The sequence below is a fragment of the Streptomyces sp. UC4497 genome (genome assembly GCF_054871485.1).
Genome location: NZ_JBTYHB010000001.1, coordinates 375,117 through 396,562, shown reverse-complemented (window position 1 = coordinate 396,562; position 21,446 = coordinate 375,117). Strand labels below are relative to the sequence as shown.

Annotated in this window: 20 protein-coding genes; 9 read left to right on the top strand and 11 right to left on the bottom strand. The window is 71.4% G+C overall.

What is annotated here, in order from left to right; genetic code table 11:
* Positions 1-2: 2 nt before the first annotated feature.
* Complete coding sequence (locus tag ACYSUO_RS01725; RefSeq protein WP_461774169.1) at positions 3-1,202, bottom strand: methyltransferase; 1,200 nt, start codon at positions 1,200-1,202, stop codon at positions 3-5.
* Between the two features lie 104 nt (positions 1,203-1,306).
* Between ACYSUO_RS01725 and ACYSUO_RS01720 the strand changes: the two genes are divergently transcribed.
* Positions 1,307-2,224, top strand: a complete 918-nt coding sequence (locus tag ACYSUO_RS01720; RefSeq protein ID WP_461774168.1) for an aminoglycoside phosphotransferase family protein — start codon at positions 1,307-1,309, stop codon at positions 2,222-2,224.
* A 79-nt stretch (positions 2,225-2,303) separates the two neighbouring features.
* Here ACYSUO_RS01720 and ACYSUO_RS01715 read toward each other — a convergent pair whose 3' ends face one another.
* A complete protein-coding gene (locus tag ACYSUO_RS01715; RefSeq protein ID WP_461774367.1) occupies positions 2,304-2,588 on the bottom strand; it encodes a tetratricopeptide repeat protein in 285 nt (94 codons plus the stop codon).
* A 401-nt stretch (positions 2,589-2,989) separates the two neighbouring features.
* On the opposite strand from ACYSUO_RS01715, the gene ACYSUO_RS01710 reads away from it, so the two are divergent.
* The gene (locus tag ACYSUO_RS01710; protein WP_461774167.1) at positions 2,990-6,211 is read left to right on the top strand and encodes an amidohydrolase family protein; all 3,222 of its coding nucleotides are present in this window, start codon (positions 2,990-2,992) and stop codon (positions 6,209-6,211) included.
* Here ACYSUO_RS01710 and ACYSUO_RS01705 read toward each other — a convergent pair.
* Genes ACYSUO_RS01705 through ACYSUO_RS01685 form a run of 5 tightly spaced genes read right to left on the bottom strand, consistent with a single transcriptional unit; the run spans position 6,208 to position 11,492 of the window.
* The gene (locus ACYSUO_RS01705; RefSeq protein WP_461774166.1) at positions 6,208-6,852 is read right to left on the bottom strand and encodes an ABC transporter permease; all 645 of its coding nucleotides are present in this window, start codon (positions 6,850-6,852) and stop codon (positions 6,208-6,210) included. The two genes, ACYSUO_RS01710 and ACYSUO_RS01705, sit on opposite strands and share 4 nt — an antisense overlap.
* Positions 6,852-7,601, bottom strand: a complete 750-nt coding sequence (locus ACYSUO_RS01700) for an ABC transporter permease (RefSeq protein ID WP_461774165.1) — start codon at positions 7,599-7,601, stop codon at positions 6,852-6,854. The genes ACYSUO_RS01705 and ACYSUO_RS01700 overlap by 1 nt, the downstream gene beginning before the upstream one ends.
* A complete protein-coding gene (locus ACYSUO_RS01695) occupies positions 7,598-8,554 on the bottom strand; it encodes an ABC transporter ATP-binding protein (protein WP_461774164.1) in 957 nt (318 codons plus the stop codon). The genes ACYSUO_RS01700 and ACYSUO_RS01695 overlap by 4 nt, the downstream gene beginning before the upstream one ends.
* Before the next feature lie 23 nt (positions 8,555-8,577).
* The gene (locus ACYSUO_RS01690) at positions 8,578-9,474 is read right to left on the bottom strand and encodes an ABC transporter substrate-binding protein (RefSeq protein ID WP_461774163.1); all 897 of its coding nucleotides are present in this window, start codon (positions 9,472-9,474) and stop codon (positions 8,578-8,580) included.
* A 2-nt stretch (positions 9,475-9,476) separates the two neighbouring features.
* The gene (locus ACYSUO_RS01685) at positions 9,477-11,492 is read right to left on the bottom strand and encodes a CocE/NonD family hydrolase (RefSeq protein ID WP_461774162.1); all 2,016 of its coding nucleotides are present in this window, start codon (positions 11,490-11,492) and stop codon (positions 9,477-9,479) included.
* Between the two features lie 143 nt (positions 11,493-11,635).
* On the opposite strand from ACYSUO_RS01685, the gene ACYSUO_RS01680 reads away from it, so the two are divergent.
* Entirely contained in the window at positions 11,636-12,448 is an 813-nt protein-coding gene (locus ACYSUO_RS01680) for an N-formylglutamate amidohydrolase (protein ID WP_461774161.1), read from the top strand.
* Here ACYSUO_RS01680 and ACYSUO_RS01675 read toward each other — a convergent pair.
* The 3 genes from ACYSUO_RS01675 to ACYSUO_RS01665 all read right to left on the bottom strand — a co-directional run bounded on the left by ACYSUO_RS01675 (position 12,435) and on the right by ACYSUO_RS01665 (position 15,092).
* Positions 12,435-13,592, bottom strand: a complete 1,158-nt coding sequence (locus ACYSUO_RS01675) for an alpha-hydroxy-acid oxidizing protein (RefSeq protein ID WP_461774160.1) — start codon at positions 13,590-13,592, stop codon at positions 12,435-12,437. The genes ACYSUO_RS01680 and ACYSUO_RS01675 overlap by 14 nt on opposite strands.
* A gap of 73 nt (positions 13,593-13,665) precedes the next feature.
* Positions 13,666-14,538, bottom strand: a complete 873-nt coding sequence (locus ACYSUO_RS01670) for an alpha/beta hydrolase fold domain-containing protein (protein ID WP_461774159.1) — start codon at positions 14,536-14,538, stop codon at positions 13,666-13,668.
* Positions 14,535-15,092, bottom strand: a complete 558-nt coding sequence (locus tag ACYSUO_RS01665; protein WP_461774158.1) for a quercetin 2,3-dioxygenase — start codon at positions 15,090-15,092, stop codon at positions 14,535-14,537. Before ACYSUO_RS01665 ends, ACYSUO_RS01670 begins: the two co-directional genes overlap by 4 nt.
* Positions 15,093-15,221: 129 nt before the next feature.
* On the opposite strand from ACYSUO_RS01665, the gene ACYSUO_RS01660 reads away from it, so the two are divergent.
* Positions 15,222-15,695 (top strand): MarR family winged helix-turn-helix transcriptional regulator, encoded by a 474-nt coding sequence (locus tag ACYSUO_RS01660; RefSeq protein WP_461774157.1) that lies wholly within the window; start codon positions 15,222-15,224, stop codon positions 15,693-15,695.
* Here ACYSUO_RS01660 and ACYSUO_RS01655 read toward each other — a convergent pair.
* Positions 15,673-16,956: a phytase gene (locus ACYSUO_RS01655; RefSeq protein WP_461774156.1), complete on the bottom strand. Its 1,284-nt coding sequence runs from the start codon at positions 16,954-16,956 to the stop codon at positions 15,673-15,675. The genes ACYSUO_RS01660 and ACYSUO_RS01655 overlap by 23 nt on opposite strands.
* 251 nt (positions 16,957-17,207) lie before the next feature.
* On the opposite strand from ACYSUO_RS01655, the gene ACYSUO_RS01650 reads away from it, so the two are divergent.
* From ACYSUO_RS01650 to ACYSUO_RS01630, 5 genes are read left to right on the top strand one after another with little or no spacing between them, the layout of a single operon-like run.
* Positions 17,208-17,861 (top strand): GntR family transcriptional regulator, encoded by a 654-nt coding sequence (locus tag ACYSUO_RS01650; RefSeq protein WP_461774155.1) that lies wholly within the window; start codon positions 17,208-17,210, stop codon positions 17,859-17,861.
* A 51-nt stretch (positions 17,862-17,912) separates the two neighbouring features.
* Positions 17,913-18,665 (top strand): PIG-L deacetylase family protein, encoded by a 753-nt coding sequence (locus ACYSUO_RS01645; protein ID WP_461774154.1) that lies wholly within the window; start codon positions 17,913-17,915, stop codon positions 18,663-18,665.
* Positions 18,665-19,360 carry a 4-carboxy-4-hydroxy-2-oxoadipate aldolase/oxaloacetate decarboxylase gene (locus ACYSUO_RS01640; RefSeq protein ID WP_461774153.1) on the top strand — a complete coding sequence of 232 codons (696 nt, stop codon included), beginning with the start codon at positions 18,665-18,667 and terminating at the stop codon, positions 19,358-19,360. Before ACYSUO_RS01645 ends, ACYSUO_RS01640 begins: the two co-directional genes overlap by 1 nt.
* Complete coding sequence (locus tag ACYSUO_RS01635) at positions 19,357-20,496, top strand: 4-oxalomesaconate tautomerase (protein ID WP_461774152.1); 1,140 nt, start codon at positions 19,357-19,359, stop codon at positions 20,494-20,496. Before ACYSUO_RS01640 ends, ACYSUO_RS01635 begins: the two co-directional genes overlap by 4 nt.
* Positions 20,493-21,446 (top strand): catechol 2,3-dioxygenase, encoded by a 954-nt coding sequence (locus ACYSUO_RS01630; RefSeq protein ID WP_461774151.1) that lies wholly within the window; start codon positions 20,493-20,495, stop codon positions 21,444-21,446. Before ACYSUO_RS01635 ends, ACYSUO_RS01630 begins: the two co-directional genes overlap by 4 nt.

The window sequence follows — 21,446 nt, the reverse complement described above, 5'->3', positions numbered from 1 at the left end:
GCTCAGTCGCGCCGGCCGCGAGGCGCTTGCTTGACCGCCTTCAGGATCACGAACTTCGCGTTGCTGGCCACCAGTTGGCTGTTGCCGAACAGGCGGCGCAGCTTGACGTGGTAGCCGAGGTGCCGGTTGCCCACCACCCACAGCTCGCCGCCGGGGCGGAGCGCCGCGCGGGCCTGGGTGAACATGCGGTACGCCGTCGCGTCCGTCGTGGCCTGGTGGGTGTGGAACGGTGGGTTGTTCAGGATCAGGTCCACGTCGCCGGGAGGTGTGTCGGCGAGACCGTCGGCGACGCGGAATTCGGCCTTGCCCGGGCGGTCGCCGACGTTCTCGGCGTACGTGGCCTCCGCCGAAGCCACCGCCTGGTGTGACTCGTCCGTGAAGAGGACGTCCGCGTTCGGGTGGGTGAGCGCGGCGCTCGTGCCGACGACTCCGTTGCCGCAGCCCAGGTCGACGATCCTGCGCGCGTCCGTGTCCCGCGGGAGGTGCTGGAGGAGGAAACGGGTGCCGATGTCGAGGTGCTCCGCGCAGAACACGCCCGCGTGATTGACCACCGGGCGAGCGGACAACGGCCCGATGTCGGACGGGAGTTGGTAGGTGTGCGGCCACGGGTTCGGGTCCGGGGCGAGCGTCGGGTCCGGCTCCGTGAAGATGAGGCGCGCCTTCTTCTCCGCCAGCGACGTACGCGTCGGGCCGATGATCCGCTCGAACAGGTTCAGCGTCGAGGTGTGGATCTCCTTCACCATGCCGGTGCCGACCACCACCGTGTTCGCGTGCACGGCGGGCCGCAGGCGGTGCAGCTGGTCCTCGAGGAGGGCGAGGCTCTTCGGGACGCGAACGAGCAGGACGTCGATGGTCTCGGGCGGCGTGTCCTGCGTGGTGAGGAGGCGGGCGCCCGTGTGCTCGTTCCGGGTCAGGTTCGCGTACGTCGCCTGCTGGCCGAGGTACGAGTCCGAGATCAGGGTCGGCGTACAGCCGGGGATCCCCGTGAGGGCCGTGGCCAGCGCGCCCCAGCGGTCGCCCACCACCGTCACCGCACCGGTCAGGTCCGTTCCCGTGTCGGCGAGGTGCCGCAGCAGGTACGTGTCCGCGGCGTCCCATGCGCGCAGCTGGTCGCGGGGGTTCTCCGGGAAGCGGGTGAGATCGACGTCTCCCCAGGGGGTGGTCAGGCGAGGGGCCGGCGCGGGCTGGTCTGTGCGGTTCATCGTCCAGCAAGGCTAGCCGAGTCCCGGCTCAGGGATGCGCGGCGCCTGTGGCTCCCGGGCGTACGGCTGAGGCGCCAGCCGGAATGCACCTACTGTGGCTTCGCATGACCGACACCGAGATCGAGATCACCGCGGAGCTGGTGCGCGACCTACTCACCGACCAGCATCCTGACCTCGCGGAGTTGCCCATCCGCGAAGTGGCGGGTGGGTGGGGCAACAAGATGTGGCGTCTCGGGGATGAGTTGGCCGTGCGGGTGCCGCGTATGGAAGGTGTCCCGGAGCTTCTGCGCAAGGAGTGCCGCTGGCTGCCTGTACTGGCTCCGCGTCTTCCGCTCCCGGTGCCGACTCCCGTGCGGATCGGTGAACCGTCCGCGCGGTTTCCGAGGCCGTGGAGTGTGATGACGTGGGTTCGCGGCGAGCCGCTGGACTCCGCCGCGATCAGTCGTGGCGGCGACGCGGCCGACGCGCTGGCGGGGTTCCTCAGGGCGCTGCATGTGGAGGCGCCCGCCGAGGCGCCGGCCAGTGCGGACCGGGGCGCTCACCCCAAGAAGTGCACGGACGGCTTCGAGGATTTCCTGCAAGCCATCGAACCCGGCGGTCTCGGCGCCGAGGTCGGGGCCGTGCGGGACGTCTGGGGCGATGCTGTCGCGGCCCCCGAGTGGCAGGGGCCGCCGGTGTGGCTGCACGGTGACCTTCATCCCGCGAACGTCGTCGTCTCGGACGGGACACTCTCGGGCGTGGTCGACTTCGATGCCATGTTCGCCGGTGACCCGGCGTGGGACCTCGCGGCCGCGTGGCTGCTGCTTCCCGCGGGTGCGGACTCACGGTTCTTCGAGGCGTACGCGGGTGCGGACGACGCGACGATCCGGCGTGCCCGAGGGCTGGCCGCCATGAAGGGCCTCTTCCTCATCCTCATGGGTCAGAATGGCGAGCGGGGCCTTCCTGGAGGCAAGCCGGCCTGGGGGCCTGCGGGCAGGGCGGCACTCGAGCGAGTGCTGGCGTCCAGCTTGCGCCGGCCCTGAGCCAGAGCTGTACGAGCCTCAACGGCAGCGGGTCCTGCCCGGAAGGCAGGACCCGCATGTTGTTCCGTGCGCGAACCGGCTAGTCGAAGTCGCCCGCCAGCGCCGACGCCATCCGCAGGTGCGGCGCCGCCTCGTCGTGCCGGCCCTGCCGCTCCAGCGTGCGGCCGAGCATCAGGCGGGCGTAGTGCTCCACCGGGTCGCGCTCCACGATGGTGCGCAACTCGGTCTCGGCGCGGCGCAGTTGGGCCGAGTGGTAGTACGAACGGGCCAGGAGGAGGCGGGGGCCGGTCTGCTCGGGAACCTCCGCGACGAGACCGTCGAGGATCCGGGCGGCGTTCGCGTACTCCTTGGCGTCGAAGAACATCTGGGCACGGTCCCAGCGCTCCGCGGCCGTCCCGTGCGTGTAGTACTGCTGCTCCACTGTTGCCTCCTTGTTCGAGCCCTTCAACGGAGGTACGGGGTGGGGTATTCCTTGGAGGTGATCGGGAGCTGACCGGCAGGGTGGCTGGGGGTGTTTCCGCAGGTCACCGGCTCATGGTTGCGTCTCCGGTGTTCTCGCGCGCAGTGCCGCCTCCAGTCCCACCCCGGCGGGCGGCTTCCGTGTGTCCATCGGCCGGTTCACGGCGTCGGCCATGTTGACTCACTGCGGGTGCCACGTATGTTGCTGTGCGTCCCTTCTCCGACTCGCGCACAGTTCGGTCCCGCAAGGCCCACGGGCCCCCTCGGTCCCGTGGGTCCACATGCCCTCCGTGCAATGGGAGTCTCATGGACACCACCCCCATCACTACTCCGGCCACCGCCCCCGCCGCCGGTCCGTCCTTCACCCGCCGCCGGTTCCTGCAGACCACCACCGCCACGGCCGGCGCCGTCGCCGCGGGCGCCGGCGCGCTCCTAGAACCGGCGACAGCGGCAGCCGCCGCGACCGCCCCCGCGTCCCTCTCCTTCACCGCCGCCACCAACGGAGCCGCCACCCTCGCCCCGTCCGGCGACCGCTTCGTCGCCGAGATCCAGAACATCCTGTGGTCGATCCCGCGCAAGGGCGGCACCGCGAGACCGCTCACCACCCCCGAACTCGAGCCCACCCGACCCCAGTTCGCCCCCGACGGGAAACGGCTCGTCGTCTGCGGCTACCAGGGCGGCGGCTTCCACCTGTGGCTGCTGGACGCCGACGGCGGCACGCCGAAGCAGCTCACCGACGGGCCGTGGGACGACCGCGGCCCGGCTTGGTCCCCGGACGGCCACCGGATCGCCTTCGCCTCCGAGCGCGGCGGCGACCCCGAGCACGCCGCCCCGTACCGCATCTGGACCATCGACGTACGCGACGGAACCCTCACCCGCCTCACCGGCGCTCCCGGCCAGGACGGTCCGGGGCAGGCCGACGCCTGGGAGGACTTCGACCCGACCTGGTCCGCCGACGGCACGCGCGTGCTCTTCGTCCGAGGAGTGGTCACCGACGCCGGAACCCTCCAGGCGTCCACCCTCGCCTCGGTCGCCGCCGACGGCACCGGAGCCGTCACCACCGAACACACCGACGACTCCGGCGCCCAGGTCATGACGCCCGCCGTCGCCCCGAAGCCCAAGGGCTCCCTCGCCTATCTGCGGACCACCGCGTCGCCCGCCGCCACCTGCACCCTCGTCGTCGACGGGAAGCCGGTCGACGTCCCCGGCGACCTCGCCCCCGTGCCGCCCCGCTGGACCGGCCCGGACACCCTCCTGCTCACCGTCGACGGCCGATTCCGACTCGTGCGGCCCGCCGCCCCGAGCGAGGGCGAACGGATCACGTTCACCGCGAAGCTCCCGGTCGACCGGCCGCGCTATCGCGTCAAGCAGTACGACTTCGAGGCCGGGGGAGTCCGCCCGGTCCGCTCCCCGCACCTGCCCGCACTCTCGCCGGACGGCAAGCAGGTGGCATTCGCCGCGCTCAACTCGCTCTGGATCGGCGCCACTTCGGGCGGACGTGCCCCGCGCAAGGTCGTACAGGCCCCGCAGACCCGCTACGTACTCGCACCGACCTGGACCCCCGACGGCCAGGCGCTCGTCTACGCCGACGACCGGGCCGGCCTGTTCTCCGTACGCCGTCATGACCTGGACAGTGGCAAGGAGACGGTGCTCGCCGAGGGCGGGCGTGTGTTCCCCGCGCTCTCGCCCGACGGGGACCGGCTCGCCTGCATCGACATGTCCGGCAACCTCGTCCTCCGCGACCTCACCGCGGACACCGAACGCGTCCTCGCCGCACCGATGGGCAGCGGCGGACTGCCCGGCAGACCCTGTTGGTCGCCCGACGGCAGATACGTCGCGCTGTGCGACCGCAGCCGCCTCAACCAGCGCTTCCGCGAGGGCTACAACCTCATCCGCGTCGTCGACACCAAGACCGGCAAGGCCGTCGTCCACGCAGTCGCCCCGCATGTCTCGATCGCCGACCGCTACGACTCCGGGCCGGTGTGGTCGCCCGACGGCCGCACCATGGCCGTGGTCGTGGAGTCCGCGCTGTGGCTGCTGCCGGTACGAGGCGACGGCACCCCGGACGGTGACCCCCGGCAGGTGACCGACGAGGCTGCCGACCACCCGAGTTGGTCCGCCGACAGCCGGCAGCTCCTCTACCTGGGTGCGGGTCGGCTCCGGCTCCTCGACGTGGCGAAAGGCACCGCCCGTACGGTCAGGATCCCGCTCGACCACCGCCGCCCCCGACCCGCCGACACCGTCGTGCACGCCGGCCGGTTCTGGGACGGCACGGGATCCGAGGTCCGCGACGATGTCGACCTCACCATCGAGGGCGGCCGCATCACCGCCGTCACCCCGCACCGCGCGGGCAACCGGGCATCCGCCAAGCGCATCGACGCCTCCGGAAAGACCGTGATCCCGGGCCTCTTCGACGCCCACACCCACCCCTGGCAGTCCACCTACGGCGGCCGCCAGACCGCGCTGCAACTCGCGTACGGCATCACCACGGCGGTCTCCCTCGGCGGCTTCGCCTACGAGCAGGCACGCATCCGCGAGGCGGTGTACGCGGGGGCGCTCGCGGGGCCGCGGCTCCTCGCCACCGGGGAACTGCTCGACGGACCGCGTGTCGCCTACAGTATGGGCCGCGCCCACCGCACCCGCGCGGGCCTGCGCCGCTCCCTCGACCGGGCCGCCGCGCTCGACTGGGACTTCGTCAAAACCTATGTGCGGGCGCCCGGTTGGGTGATGAAGGAAGCGGCCAACTTCGCGCACGAACGCCTCAGGGTGCGCAGCGGAAGTCACCTGTGCACACCGGGCATCCAGCTCGGCCAGGACCTGACGACCCATCTGCAGGCCACCCAGCGCCTGGAGTTCGGGCACGCTACGACGGCGACGGGCCACTCCGGCGAGGACGTCCAGGAGATCTACACGAAGACCGGCGACTTCCATCTCATCGCCACCCCGTTCACGGCGCAGCCGCTGATCGGCGCGGATCCGGCCCTCGCGGACGACCCGCGCGTCACCCGGCTGATGCCGCCGTGGGACACCGCCGCCGTGGAGAAGCTGGCCAAGATGCCGCCCACGGCCGCCCAACTCGCCACCCTGGACAGGGAACTCGCGGTCTACCGGCGCATCCTGGGTGCCGGCGGGCACATCGCGCTCGGCACCGACCAGCCACTCGTCCCGGTCGGCCTCCACCTGCACCTGGCGCTGCGCGCCCTGCACCGTGGCGGACTGTCCCCGGCGCAGGCCCTGCACACGGCGACGCTCATGCCCGCCCGGGTCTTCGGGGCGGACGCGGACCTGGGCACCCTGGAGGAGGGCAAGCTCGCCGACCTCACGATCGTCGACGGCGACCCGTTCACCGACTTCGACGACCTGATCCGTACGACGTCGGTGCTGCGCGGCGGCGTCCCCTTCCAACAGGCCGACCTCGTCGGCTCGTTCGAACCGGTGGCCTCCAGAACACTGAGGGCCACCGGCGACGACTGGCTGGAAGTGGGCCGCCACATGCGCCGCGAAGGGTGCTGCGACGCGGGGATCTAGACGCGCGTCCCCCGCGGCGCGAGCCGATTGCCGACGGCCCCGAACAGGCCGTCGGCAACCAGCGCCAGGACCGCCACCCACAGCGCCGCGGCGATGACGCCCGACAGACCGTACGACACCTGATTGAGGATGATGTCGCCGAGCCCGCCGCCGCCCGCGACGGCCGCCAGGGTCGCGCTGGAGATGACGTACACGACGGCGATCCGGATGCCGGTGAACAACACCGGGAGCGCGAGCGGGAGTTCGACGCGCCACAGGACCTGCCACTGCGTCAGACCCATGCCGCGCGCGGCCCGCACCAGGTCCGCGTCGACCTGCTCCACACCCAGGTACGCGTGCGTGAGCACCGGCGGGATCGCCATGATGACCAGCGCCGTCATGACGTTCACGAAGCCGATGCCGAGCAGGCCCAGGAAGATCGCGATGAGGGCCAGGGACGGCAGCGCACGGCCGATGTTGGAGATGCTGACCGTCAGGAAGGAGCCCTTGCCGCGGTGGCCGAGCCACACACCGAGCGGCACCGCGATCACCAGGGCCACGGCGACGCCTGCCGCGGAGAGCAGCAGATGGTCTACGGTCCGGCTGAGCAGCAGGCCGAAATGGTCGGCCATGAACGAGAAGCTCGAGAGGAAGGTGTGCATCAGACGGTCCTCCGCGTCCTGGCCCACGGCGTGAGCACCCTGCCGAGCAGCACGAGCAGTCCGTCGGCGGCGAGTGCGAGCGCCACGGCGAGCAGGCCGGCCCCGATGAACTGCGTGTTGAACGGCGACTGGAGGCCCTGGATGATCGGCGAACCGAGCCCTTGGTCGATGATGAACGCGGCGATCTCGACCACGCTGATCGTGGTCACGGTCGCCACCCGAAGCCCGCTGATCACGCCGGGCAGTGCGAGCGGCAGCTCGATGCGCCACAGGATCTCTCGCCGGGTCAGGCCCATGCCGACCCCCGCACGGCGTACGTCCTCAGGCACCTCGCCGAGTCCGGTGACCGTCGACTTGAACAGCACCATCAGCGTGTACGCGACTAGGGCGATCTCGGCGGTGAGCACGGACAGGCCCGTCACCGGGACGAGCAGCGTGAACAGCGCCATCGGCGGGATCGTGTAGAGGAACGACGTCAGCCCGCCCAGCGGCCTGACCAGCCATCGCCGGAAGTGCGCGAGCAGCGCCAGCGGGAACGCGATCAGGAAGCCGATCCCGACCGCGATTACCGTGAGGCGCACATGCTGGACGAGGGCCGGGCCGAACACGCTGGAGAAGTTCGCGGTGAACCAGTCGACGCAGAACACCCCGTTGTCGCGCACACACGAACTAGCCGTGCCGAAGTCGGGGATGACGGGGTCGGTCCCGGCCGCAAGGGACCCCGCCGCCAGGGACAGCAACCCGCTCACGCCGCCTCCCGTATGAGCGCGACGGTGACGGAACCCACCGGTTTGCCGGCCTCGTCCGTGACGGACAGCCGCTCGGCGCCGCCGGCCATCAGCACGGACAGGGCGGTGCGCAGTGTGTCGCTCGTGCGCAGCACCTCGTCGGAACCGGCCTCGTCCGCCGGCTCCAGCTTCAGATCGCCGAGCGTGCGCAGGGTCAGCGCCTTCAGGCCCCGGTCCGTGCCGACGAAGCGGGCCACGTAGTCGTCGGCGGGCTCGCGCAGGATCCGCTCCGGGGTGTCGTACTGGAGCAGCTTGCCGCCCTTGGCGAGGATCGCGATGCGGTCGCCCATGCGGACGGCCTCGTCGATGTCGTGGCTGACGAACAGCGTCGTCTTCTGCACCTGCTCCTGGAGGCGCAGGAACTCGTCCTGCACGTGCTCGCGCGTCACCGGGTCGAGCGCGCCGAACGGCTCGTCCATCAGCATGATGGGCGGGTCGGCCGCCAACGCCCTTGCGATGCCGACGCGTTGGCGCTGGCCGCCGGAGAGCTGCGAGGGGTAGCGGTGGGCGTACTCCTTGTGCGGGAGACCGACCAGTTCGAGCAGCTCGCGCGAGCGCTCCGCGATCTTCGGCTTCTTCCAGCCGAGCACCTGCGGCACCGTCGCGACGTTCTCCTCGATCGTCAAGTGCGGGAAGAGACCGGCCTGTTGGATGACGTAGCCGATGCCACGCCGCAGTTCGATGACGTCCTGCTCGCGGATGCTGCTGCCGCCGATCCGGATGTCCCCGCTCGTCAGCTCGGTAAGCCGGTTGACGAGGGTGAGCGCGGTCGTCTTGCCGCACCCGGAGGCGCCGAGCAGGACGCAGATCTCGCCCGCGGGGACGGTCAGGGACAGCGCGTCGACGGCGGGATCGCCGGTGCCGTCGTACGTCTTGGTGGCCGCGTCGAAGACGATGTCGGCAGCGGTCTGCATCGTGGAATGCTCCTCGGTCACGGTCATATCAGCTTGTTCGCTCTCAGGAACCGGTCGGCGACCTTCGCCGGGCTCAGCCGCATCATCGCGGCGGCCTCGTTCAGGGCCTGCATGGCTTCCTCTGTGAGCAACTCGTCGACGGCGTTCAGCGGTTCGGTGAGCCGCTCGCCGTACTTCTCGACGAGGGACGTGCGCACGACGGGGGAGACGTTCTGGAACCCGAAGATGGCCTGGTCGTCGTCGAGGATGGTGAAGTCGTAGCGGCGCAGCTGCGGGTCGGTGGTGAACACGTCGGCCGCGTCCACGTCCCCGTTCTTCAGCGCCGGGTACTGCAGGCCGATGTTGAGCGGCCGCACCTTCATGTCGTGCAGCCCGTACGCCTTGACGATGGCGTCGAAGCCGAGCGGTCCCGTGATGTTGTCGGGATACTCGGCGTACGAGATCTTGCCCAGGCGCTTGAGGTCGCCGACGGTCTTGAGCTTGTGCTTGCGGGCGTCGGCGGTGCGTACGGCGACGGCGTTGCGGTTCTGGAAGGGCGTCGGCGGCAGCAGCGAGATCCCGCGCCCCGCCTCGAACTTCTTCGCCGCCTCGTAAGTGTCGCGCGCCGTCGTCGGCATGTGCTTGGGCATCGCGAACGTCTGCAGGATGACGCCCGTGTACTCGGGGTACAGGTCGATCTGCCCATTGCGCAGCGCGCGGTCGATGAGGTCGGCGCTGCCCACGTTGGACTTGAGGACGACGTCGAAGCCGCGCTTGCGCAGGATCTGGGCGTACAGCTCGCCCATCACCCACGACTCGGTGAACTGCTTGGAGCCGACCGTGATCACGGGGCCCGTGCCGGCGGCCGACCCGGTGGCCGTGGCCACTCCGGCGGCCGCGACGACACCGAGCGAGCCGGTCAGGAACGTGCGTCTGCGCATGCTCAGACTCCCTGCCGGGGAATCACTGCGTCCGTGGTGCGATCGAAGACGCGGGTGTCCCCTTCGTAGGCGGTGAGGGTGTTGACGACGGTGAACGTAGAGGCGTCGGCGGTCATCCGGCTGTGCGTGACGACCTTCCAGTGCCAGTCGCCGCGCCCGCCCTCCTCGGTGCGCTCGCACTCCACGACGGCGGAGGACGGATCGCCCTCGGTGAGCGAGAAGCGGTCGACGGAGTCGCCGCGCTTCCACAGCCCGTCGCTGAGGTCCTTGAAGTCCCCGTCGTTGATGGCGAGTTCGACGGTGCTGCGGCCGGAGACCGGGTCGTGCTCGATGCGCCGCGCGGAGCCGTCACCGGACGTGGACAGCTCGACGGGCAGGTCCGGCTGCGGCTCCCCGTAGGGGCGCAGCTCGTCGTCCGCGTCCGTCGGCGGCCGGACCGGCAGGTGGAGTGCCGCGGCGGGGGAGGGGTGCAGGGTGACCGTGACCGGCTCGGGGGACGGCCAGGCGAGCGGCCAGTACGAGGACGAGACCGCGACCCGGATGCGGTGGCCGGGCGCGAAGGCGTGCGCGGTCGCCACCAGCGGCACGGTCACGTCGTAGGCCTGCCCGGGCTCCAGCGGCAGCGTCTCCTCGTGGCCCTCGCGGTGTGTGAGGTTGAGCAGGCCGCGCGTGACGAGCCGCGAACTGCCTTCCGGGGCCACGTCGTTGAGTCGCACCGCGAGCTGCGCGGCGGGCCGGTCGGCGCTCACGCGCAGGGTCACGGACGGTGCGCCGAGGATCTCCGCGCGCTCGTCGAGCGGCGCGGTGGTGAAGCAGTGCGCGAGCCCGTCGTCGCCGCCCTGCGGGCCGAACTGCCCCGCCTCGTCACCGAATTGGAGCCAGCTGCCGCCCGCCGTGCCGAGCACGCGCGTGCTGTCGAGGTGTGCGTCCCTGAAGCGCAGCGGGTCGTGCTCGACCGCCTCGCCCGCCGACTCTCCGGCCAGCGCGAACTCCTGCCGCTCGATGCGCTCCGAGGGCCACTGCCGCTCGGCCACCCACCGGCCGGGCCGCTGCTCGCGGTCGCCGCCGGGCGCCGCCCACTCGGGCAGCCACGCACGCAGCGCCGGATCCTCCAGGGCCCCGGTGTCCTTGCCGCGCAGGAACTGGTCGAACCAGCGCACCACTTCACCGTGGAAGTCGATCGCGGGCCCGGGCGCCGCCTGGTGCGGATACGTGTGCGCCCACGGCCCGACGAGCGCCCGCACGGGAGCGTTGCTCACGCCTTCGAGGAGGCGCAGCACGGCGCCGCAATACGGGTCGTACCAGCCGCCCACCGCCAGCACCGGTGCCTCGATCGCCCCGAAGTCCTCGCACACCGAGCCGTGCTTCCAGAAGGCGTCGCGGGTCTGGTGCCGCAGCCACTCCTCGACGTACACCGGGGTGTCCGCCATCCGTTCCAGCCACCGCTCGCGCCAGTCGTCGCCGACCACGGCGGGGTCGGCGGGCCGCGCGTTGTAGGCGAGCATCGTCGACGCCCACGGCAGCATCTCGGAGGCGATCAGCGAACCGCCCGTGTAGTGCACGTCGTCGGCGTACCGGTCGTCCGTCGAGCAGACCGTCACGATCGCCTTCAGCGCCGGCGGGCGCAGGGCCGCGATCTGGAGACCGTTGAAGCCGCCCCACGATTTGCCGATCATGCCGACCGTGCCGTCGCACCACTCCTGCTCGGCGAGCCACGCGATGACCTCGACACCGTCGTCCAGCTCTTGCTGCGCGTACTCGTCGAGCATCAGCCCGTCGGAGTCGCCGCTGCCGCGCAGATCGACGCGGACGGCGGCGTAACCGGACGCGGCGAAGCGGGCGTGCAGGCTGTTGTCGCGGTCGGCCGTCCCGTCGTTCTTGCGGTACGGGATGTACTCGAGGATCGCGGGCGCCGGGCGCGCGGGGCCCTCCGGGAGCCAGACACGGGCGGCGAGCCGCGTGCCGTCGGCGAGCGGTATCCACAGATGACGCACGAGTTCTGAAGGTGCTTCGGGCAAGGTGAGGTACTCCTGTCGCGCTTCAGCTACTCACTGTCCATTCAGTAGTAGCGGCTGGGCTCCCTACCCCTCGCCCACACCTCGAAACCACCCGTCCCAGGAAATGGACAGATGGGAGATGGACGGATGGGAGAGTGGGACACATGGACACGCCGCCCTTCCGCCTGCACCCCGGCGACCCGGACTCGCCGGTGCTCCTGCACGTGCCGCACGCCTCCCGCGAGATCCCGGCGCGCGTACGCGAAGGCCTGCTGCTCCAAGGGGAGGCCCTGGCCCGCGAGCTGGACCTCATCACCGACGCCCACACCGACGTCGTCGCGGAACGCGCCGCGAAGGCCGCGTCCGTCACACCCTGGCGCTTCGTCAACGAGCGCTCCCGCCTGGTCGTCGACCCGGAGCGGTTCCCCGACGAACGCGAGGAGATGCGGTCGGTCGGCATGGGCGCGGTCTACACCCGCACCACACACCGCGAGCCGCTGCGCCCCGAACCCCCGGCGGACGAGCAGGCCTTGCTCGACACGTACTTCCACCCGTACGCGCAGGCCATGACGCAGGCAGTGGCGGACCGGCTGGCCGCGACCGGCCGGGCGGTCGTCATCGACGTCCACTCCTACCCGAGCCGCGCCCTGCCCCACGAACTGCACGGCAGCGACCCGCGCCCACCGGTCTGCCTGGGCACCGACCCGTTCCACACCCCGGCCACCCTCCTCGCCCGGGCCCGCGGGGCCTTCGCCCCGTACGGCGACACGGCCGTGAACACACCGTTCGCGGGCGCGTACGTCCCTATGACGCACTACGGCAAGGAGCCCCGCGTCACCGCCCTCATGCTGGAGCTGCGCCGCGACCGCTACCTCGACGAGCCGGTCACCCCGCACGAGGGACTGGCGAAGGCCGCCGACGCGCTCACGCGGCTGATCGACGCGGTGTCCCGTGACCGCGGGGTCAGTCCAGCGTGACCAGCGACTCGGGCGTGAGATCCGCCAGGGTCGGATAGCCGTCCACCGCCATGATCAGGTCGGCCTCGGCGAGCAGGGAGCGCAGGACGTGCACGAGCCCGTCGTCGCCGCCGACCGCGAGCCCGTACGCGTAAGGCCGCCCGACGCCCACCGCCGTGGCACCGAGCGCGAGCGCCTTGATGACATCCGCGCCGGAGCGGACCCCCGAGTCGAAGAGCACCGGCATGCCGTCCGCCGCCTCGACGACCCCCGGCAGCGCGGCGAGCGCGGGAAGGCCGCCGTTGGCCTGGCGGCCGCCGTGGTTGGAGCAGTAGATGCCGTCCACGCCGCCGTCCCTGGCGCGGCGCACGTCCTCGGGGTGGCAGATGCCCTTGAGGATCAGCGGCAGATCGGTGAGCGAGCGCAGCCACGGCAGGTCGTCCCAGGTGAGCGGGTTGCCGAAGAGACCGACCCAGGACCGTACGAGGTCCGTGGGGTCGGTGCTCGCGGCGATCTCCTGGAAGCGCGGGTCCGAGGTGTAGTTGGCGAGGCAGTGGCCGCGCAGCTGCGGGAAGTTGGAGGTCGACAGGTCGCGCGGGCGCCAGCCGGTGATCCAGGTGTCGAGGGTGACCACGATGCCCTTGTAGCCCGCCGCCTCCGCCCGCTTGACGAGGCTTTCGGCGAGCGCCCGGTCGGTGGGTGTGTACAGCTGGAAGAAGCCGGGTGTGTCACCGAACTCGGCGGCCACGTCCTCCATCGGGTCGACCGTCAGCGTCGACGCCACCATGGGCACGCCGGTGCGCGCCGCGGCCCGCGCCGTCGCCAGGTCCCCGTGCCCGTCCTGCGCGCACAGCCCGATCACGCCGACCGGCGCCATGAACAGCGGTGAGGCGAGCCGCATCCCGAAGAGGTCCACGGACATGTCGCGCTGCGTGGCCCCCACCATCATCCGCGGCACGAGTCCGTACCGCTCGAAGGCCCGCACATTGGCGCGCTGCGTGTGCTCGTCGCCCGCGCCCCCGGCGACGTAGGACCAGACGGAGGGGGAGAGGGCCGCCTGCGCCCGCTGTTCGAGAGTGGCGAAGTCCATCGGCTGCGTGGGCGTGACGCCCCGCAGTCCGTCGAGGTAGATCTCGAATTGGTAGTCGCCGAACTGCGGGCTCATCACGCACCTCTTCACCGGGCGGGGGCAGGAGCACCCCAATCTGCCAGGTCGATTGCGCGGCGCAAAGGGGTGGTCAGGTGTGCTGCCGTACGAAGTCCAGGGAAGCGGTGAAGATCCGCCGGACCTCGGCGTCGTCAGCGCCGTGCCAACCGTGGTCGGCCCCCGGCACCGTCCGCAGCTCGACCGGTGCCCCGGCGACCCGCAGCGCGTCCGACAGGTCACGGCCGTGTGAGCACGACACCATCGAGTCGGCCTCCCCGTGCACGACGAGGAAGGGCGGTGCGTCCGCGTGCACCCGCTTCAACGGGCTTGCGGCGTCCGCCAGTTCCGGCACCGAAGCCGGGGCGTCGCCCAGGAGCAGCGCCTCGGGCGTGGCGGGGCTCGCCGGATCGAACGGGGGCCGCGCCGTCGTCAGATCCGCAGGGCCGTACCAGATGACCGCCCCCGCGAGCCGCGGCTCGTCGTGCGTGAGCGCGAGCAGCGAGGCCAGATGGCCGCCCGCCGACTCGCCCCAGACGACGGTGCGTTCGGGGTCGATGCCCAACTCGTCCGCGCGCAGACCCAGCCAGCGCAGCGCCGACCGCAGGTCCTCCAGCGGTGCGGGGAACGTCGCCTCGCCACTGAGCCGGTAGTCCACGCAGGCCACGGCGAGGCCCGCCGCCGCGAGCTGCTCGAACGGTCCGGGAGCCCACCCCCGCGTCCGCACACCCATGTCGTCCCGCCGGCCGCGCCGCCACGCCCCGCCGTGCACGAACAGCACCAGCGGCGCAGGGCCCGCCGACGCGGGCAGCCACAGGTCGAGTTCCAGCGGGCGGGCGCCCTCCACGTCCGCGTACGGGACGCCGCGCAGTGCGCGCACGCCGCCCGCGTACCCGGTCGCCCGGGGCAGCGGCGCGACGTCAGGGTGCGGCGCGGCGATCAACTGCCGCAGTTCGCCCGGTGTCACGAGGTCCGCCACTGGTGGTCGGGCAGGAAGCGCACGTCGTACTCCTGCGGAACCGTGCCGAACTTGTGCGGCTCGGGGACGAACGGCCGGGCCGGCAGGCCCATTTCCTCCACCGGCGTGCCCAGCGACTCGAAGAACCGCTCGAAGGTTCCGCTGGGGCCCGCGGCGACGCCGACGACCTGGGAGTGGTGGCGCTCCATGCGGTAGGCGTGCGTGCAGTTCTTCGGCACGAAACCGAAGTCACCCGGCGTGAGCAGCCGCTCCAGCTGCTCGCCCTCGGAGTCCTCGGCGAAGAGCCGGACCGCGCCCTGCGTCACGTAGAACACCTCGTGGGTGTCCGCGTGCACATGCGCCGGGATGATGTCGCCCTTCGGGCCCTCGACGGTGAAGAAGTTGAAGGTGTTGTCGGTCTGCTCGCCGCCCGCGTAGACGGTGACGAGATCGCCGAAGAGGTGGGCCCGGTCGCCCTCGCCCTTCTCGATCACGTACGGCTTCGACGGGTCGGCCGGTATGCGGGAGGCGCTGCGGTAGCGCGTCGCGAACTCCATGGTCATGCTGATCATCCTTGCCTGTGTCAGGGTGCCTGACGTTCTGTGTCAGGTAGCCTGACATGTGAAGCGGTCCGCGGGCAAGGGCAAGGGCAAGTGCCAGGTCCGCGCCGAGGCGCCAAGGAGGACGAAGAAGTGACGAGCGAGCCCCGACGTGATCTGCCGCAGCTCCTCGGTGAAGCCCGGCGCTGGTTCGAGGACGGGCTGCTCGCGGCCCTGGAGGCGCAGGGCGTGGCGCCGATAACGCCCACCCAGATGCAGCTCTTCGCGATGCTCGACGCGGACGGCACCACCGTCGCCGAGCTGGCCCGCCGCATGGGTGTGACCCGGCAGACCGTCCATCAGGCCGTACGCACCCTGATCGACGACGGCCTCCTGGAGCAGGCGCCTGACCCCGCGTCGGCCCGGCAGCGCCTGGTCCGCCGCACCGCGGAGGGGCGCCGCGCCCATGACCGGGCGCGGCGCGCCCTGGACGGGCTCGAGGCCCGGCTGGCGGAGCGCATCGGCGAGGAGGTGCTCGGCGGGCTGCGTGCGGCGCTGGAGGCTCCGTGGGGCGGGCCGTTCGACGAGCGGCCCGCCGGGGCCGTCAGTCGTCGACCGCGTCCGTGACCGCGCCCAGGTCCACGAACTTGAAGTTGGTGGAGGGGCGGTCCGGGTCGCCCGGAGCGTCGTGGCCGTCCTGCACGACCAGGAGGCCGTTCGGGTAGCGGCGGCCCAGCGGCTCGTTCAGCGCGGCGGCGCCGTCGCACTCCTCCGAGCCGTCGAGCTCGGCCGAGGCGGGCGTGACGCGGAAGCCGCCCTCGTACTCGTTCGCGTCGGAGACCTCGCGGTCGTACGCCGCGAAGGTGTTGTCGCCCTGGCTGGAGGCGAGGAGCAGGCCGTCGCCGTCCGCCTCGTTGACCAGGGTCAGGCCCTCGACGTCCGCGGTGAGGCGCTTGCCGCCGAAGCCCGGGTCGGCGCCCGCGGTGCACTCCTCGGTCGCCTCGTCGTAGGTGCCGGGGACCCCATACTCCTTCACCTTGTCGATCAGCTTCGGCGTCCCGCCGAGGTCGGCGCGCAGCCGCCAGATGCCGACGTCCTCCTGACCGGCGTAGAGCGTGCCGGTCGCCGGGTCCACCACCATGCCCTCCACCTGCGGGAGTTCGCCGGGCTCGCCGCACGGTGACCAGTCGGCGCCGTTCGGGAGGCGGAAGGTGGACGGCAGGTCGAGGGTGCGGACCTTGCTGTAGCCCACCGTGCCGTCGGCGTTGCCCTTGAGCTCCAGGAGGGCGAGGCGGGTGCGCTCCCGCCGGCTGACCAGGGCATACGAGCGGCCGCTCGCCTTGTCCGTCCAGGTGGCCAGGCCGTACGCCGTGCGCTGCTCGTTGATCTCGTCCTGGGAGCCGGAGAAGACGGGGGGCGCCTTCGGGTCGGTGACGTCGGTGAGCGGGCCGCCGGCGCGGTCGCGGTCGATGCGGTAGAAGCGCAGCCGGTCGTTTCCGCGGTCCGAGGTCACTGCCAGGTCGCCGAGGCCGGAGCCGTGGACCAGGTCGACGTTGTTGAACCGGCCGGGCGCGTCGTCGGCGCCGGGTCCCGCGGGGGCCGGCAGCGACTGCACCTCGTGCGCGTCGAGGTCGTAGACGCGCAGGCCGCCCTGCTTGGCCGTGGCGACGACGAGGCTGCGGTCCGGGTTCGCGGGGTTGCGCCAGATCGCCGGGTCGTCGGCGTCCGCGTCACCGCCCGCGGCGTCGTCGTGCAGGGCGGCGGTCTCGGCACGCGGCGGAACGGCGGGCAGCGCCTGGGAGGCGGCCTGGGCCGGGCCCGTCGTGGTCGCGGCGAGCGCGGCGACGGTGGTGGCGAGGGCCAGCAGGGACGTCCGTGGAGTGGCCACGTGAAAGCTCCTTCATGTCGTGAGCATGGCGGACGCATTCTGTGATCTTGGTGTGAGGGGGAAGGGGGTGATGTCCGAAGCGGAAGCGTACAAGGGGTGAACTCATGGTGTGGGGGCGGGGGTTGGGCAGTGTCGCCGACGTGCGGGGCTGTGGGGGTGGGGCAAAGTGTGCGGACAAGTTGCTAACCAAATCGTTGACAATTCCGTTCGCCTAGATTTAGCGTCGACACGCACTCACTCAGGGAGGGCAGATGCCGGAGGAAGCCCGTCCGGGCTCCGGAGAGCAGGCCAAGCAGTACGCGCTCGATCAGCTGCGGAAGGCGATTCTGCGCGGCGAGATGTCACCGGCCCAGCGGCTGGTGGAGAACGAACTCGCCGAGCAGTACGACGTGACGCGGGCGAGCATCCGTGCCGCGCTGCTCGAGCTGGCCGCGGAAGGCCTGGTCGAGCGGATCCGCAACCGCGGCTCGCGGGTGCGGGTCGTCACGGTCGAGGAGGCCGTGGAGATCACCGAGTGCCGGATGGCACTCGAAGGGCTGTGCGCGGCCAAGGCGGCAGAGGAGGCCACCGACGCGCAGCTCGACGAGCTCACCGGGCTCGGTGACGCCATGTCCAAGGCGGTCGCCGATGGTGACCCGCTCACCTACTCCGACCTCAACCACGAGCTGCACGCCCGCATCCGGGAGATCTCCGGCCAGCACACGGCCGTAGGGCTCCTGGAGCGGCTCAACGCCCAACTGGTGCGCCACCGCTTCCAGTTGGCGCTGCGACCGGGGCGTTCGCAGCAGTCCCTGAGCGAGCATCTGGCGATGATCGAGGCGATCCGCGCCAGGGACCCGCAGGCGGCCGAGACGGCCGTCCGCGCCCACCTCCGCAGTGTGATCGACGTCTTGCGCGCCGACTGACGCACGCTGCATCGGGGCGGGCCGCACACCTGTCACCAAGGAGATGCAGCAATGACCAACGGCCACGCGCCCGCCACCCCGCCACGATCCACCCTCGTGATCACCGCGCACGCCGGGGACTTCGTGTGGCGGGCCGGCGGTGCCATCGCGCTCGCCGCCGCCCGCGGCGAGAAGGTGAGCATCGCGTGCCTGACGTTCGGCGAGCGCGGCGAGTCCGCCAAGGCCTGGCGGGAGGGCAAGAAGCTCGACGAGATCAAGGCGCTGCGCCGCGACGAGGCGGAGCGGGCCGCCGCCACGCTCGGCGCCGACGTGCACTTCTTTGACGCCGGAGACTACCCGCTCGTGGAGACCGCCGAGCTGACCGACCGGCTCGTCGCCGTCTACCGCGACACCCAGCCCGACGTGGTGCTCACGCACCCGGTCGAGGACCCGTACAACGGCGACCACCCGGCCGCCAACCGCATGGCCCTGCAGGCCCGCGTCCTCGCGCAGGCCATCGGCTACCCCGGCGAGGGCGAGATCATCGGCGCCCCGCCCGTCTTCTACTTCGAGCCGCACCAGCCCGAGATGAGCGGCTTCAGGCCCGAGGTCCTCCTCGACATCACCGAGGTCTGGGACACCAAGCGCAAGGCCATGGAGTGCCTGGGCGCGCAAGCGCACCTGTGGGAGTACTACACCGACCTGGCCGTACGCCGAGGTGTGCAGCTCAAGCGCAACGCGGGACCCAACCTGGGGCTCGCCCACAAGACCATGGCCGAGGCGTACATGCGTCCGTACCCGCAGATCGCGAAGGAGCTCGCCTGATGCCCGGCGTCATCGTCACCAACCCGCCCAAGGCCGAGCACAAGGACGTCGAGGCGCTCGCCGCATACGGAGTCGCCACCGTCCACGAGGCGATGGGCCGCACCGGCCTCCTCGGCCACCACCTGCGCCCCAACCAGCAGGACACGCGCATCGCAGGCACCGCGGTGACCGTCCTGTCCTGGCCCGGCGACAACCTCATGATCCACGCGGCCGTGGAGCAGTGCGGCGAGGGCGACATCCTCGTCGTCACCACCACATCGCCGTCCACCGACGGCATGTTCGGCGAGCTGTTCGCGACCGCGCTGCAGAAGCGCGGGGTGCGCGGCATCGTCACCAACGCCGGGATCCGTGACACCGCCGAACTGCGCGAGATGGGCTTCCACGCCTGGTCGGCCGCCGTGTCCGCGCAGGGCACGGTGAAGGCGACCGGCGGCAGCGTCAACGTACCCGTCGTCATCGGGGGCGAGACCATCCGGCCCGGTGATGTCATCGTCGCGGACGACGACGGTGTCGTGGTCGTGCCGCGCGAACGGGCCGCCGAGGCCGCGGAGAAGTCCCGGGCCCGCGAGGAGAAGGAGGTCGCCACCCGCGCCGCCTTCCTGGAGGGCCAACTCGGCCTGGACCGCTACGGGTTGCGCGACACCCTCAAGCGGCTCGGCGTCGAGTACCGCACGTACGAGGAGCACACCTCGTGACCGGGGCGGAGGCGGCCGGGTCGGAAGGGGCCCGGTTCGATGAGGTGCGCTGTCTGTTGATGCGCGGCGGCACCTCCAAGGGTGCCTACTTCCTGGCCGAGGACCTGCCCGCCGAACCGGCCGCCCGCGACGAGCTGCTGCTGCGGGTGATGGGCAGCCCCGACCCGCGCCAGATCGACGGCATCGGGGGCGCCCACCCACTCACCAGCAAGGTCGCGGTGGTGTCCCCGTCCGAGGATCCGGACTGCGACGTCGACTACCTGTTCCTTCAAGTCAACGTCGACGAACCGGTCGTGTCGGACCGTCAGAACTGCGGCAACATCCTCGCCGGCATCGGCCCGTTCGCGGTCGAGCGCGGCCTGGTGTCCGCCGTCGACGGGGAGACCTCGGTCCGCATCCGCATGGTCAACTCCGGCGACCGGGCCACGGCCACGTTCCCCACGCCGGGCGGCCGGGTCGACTACACGGGTGACGCGGAGATCTCCGGGGTACCGGGGGCCGCGGCCGCCGTGGTCACCGAATTCCCGCCGGGGGAGGGCGCGTTGCTGCCCAGCGGGAATCTCCGTGACACGGTCGCGGGCACGGAGGTGACCTGCGTCGACAACGGCATGCCGACGGTGCTCATCCCCGCGGACTCCCTGAAGGTCACCGGCTACGAGGACCCGAAGGAGCTGGAGGCGGACGAGGAACTGACTCTAAGGCTCCGTGAAATCCGTCTGGAAGCCGGTGAGTTGATGGGCCTCGGTGATGTCACCGACGCCACCGTCCCCAAGCTGACCTTGCTCGCCCTGCCCCGGCACGGCGGCGCCGTCACCACCCGCACCTTCATCCCCGTGCGCTGCCACACCTCCATCGGCGTGCTCGGCGCTGCGAGCGTGGCGGCGGGGCTGCGGATGGATGGCAGTGTGGCGGACGGCATCGCCCAACTGCCGTCCACCGGAGACCGGTTGCGCATCGAGCACCCCACCGGCTTCACCGACATCGAAGCCGACCTTACCACGGGGCTTGACGGGCTGCCGGCCCCGCAGCGCACCGCCGTCGTCCGCACGGCCCGAAAACTCTTCGACGGCACGGTCTTCCCGCGCTCCGTCGACACCGCACCGCTCCCCGCACAGAACTCAGGAGGTCCCCGATGACTCCGCCCCTCGGCGACATCGCGCACATCGGCCACGCCCAGCTGTTCACCCCGGACCTGGACGCCAGCGTCGGCTTCTTCACGGACTTCCTGGGCCTGACCGTCTGCGGGCAGGACGGTGATACCGTCTACCTGCGCACCTTCGACGACTATGAGCACCACAGCCTCGTCCTCACCGCCCGCGACCAGCCGGGACTCGGCCGGATCGCGCTGCGCACCTCCAGCGAGGAAGCGCTTCAGCGGCGCGTCAAGGCGGTCGAGGAGTCCGGCGGCACCGGACACTGGGCGGAGGACGAGCCCGGCATCGGCAAGCTCTTCGTCACCACCGACCCGGACGGCCACGAACTCGCCCTCTACTGGGACAGCGAGCACTACCGGGCCCCCGACGAGCTGAAGCCGGCCCTCAAGAACCAGCCGCAGGCCAAGCCCAACCGGGGCGTCGGCGTCCGCCGCCTCGACCACGTCAACTTCCTCGCCTCTGACGTCGCCCTCAACGCCGACTTCCAGTCGGACGTCCTCGGCGCCCGCCCCACCGAGCAGATCCAGCTCGACACGGGCCGCATCGCGGGCAAGTGGCTGACCTTCACCAACAAGTCGTACGACGTCGTCTACACCGAGGACTGGACCGGCGCCAACGGCCGCCTGCACCACATCGCCTTCGCGACCGACAACCGCGAGGACATCCTGCGCGCCGCCGATCTCGCCATCGATACCGGCGTGTTCATCGAGACGGGCCCGCACAAGCACGCCATCCAGCAGACGTTCTTCCTCTACGTCTACGAGCCCGGCGGCAACCGCATCGAGCTGTGCAACCCGCTCACCCGCCTCGTTCTCGCCCCCGACTGGCCGCTCATCACCTGGACCGAGGAAGAGCGCAAGAAGGGCCAGGCCTGGGGCCTGAAGACCATCGAGTCCTTCCACACCCACGGAACCCCGCCGATCAAGCCCTGA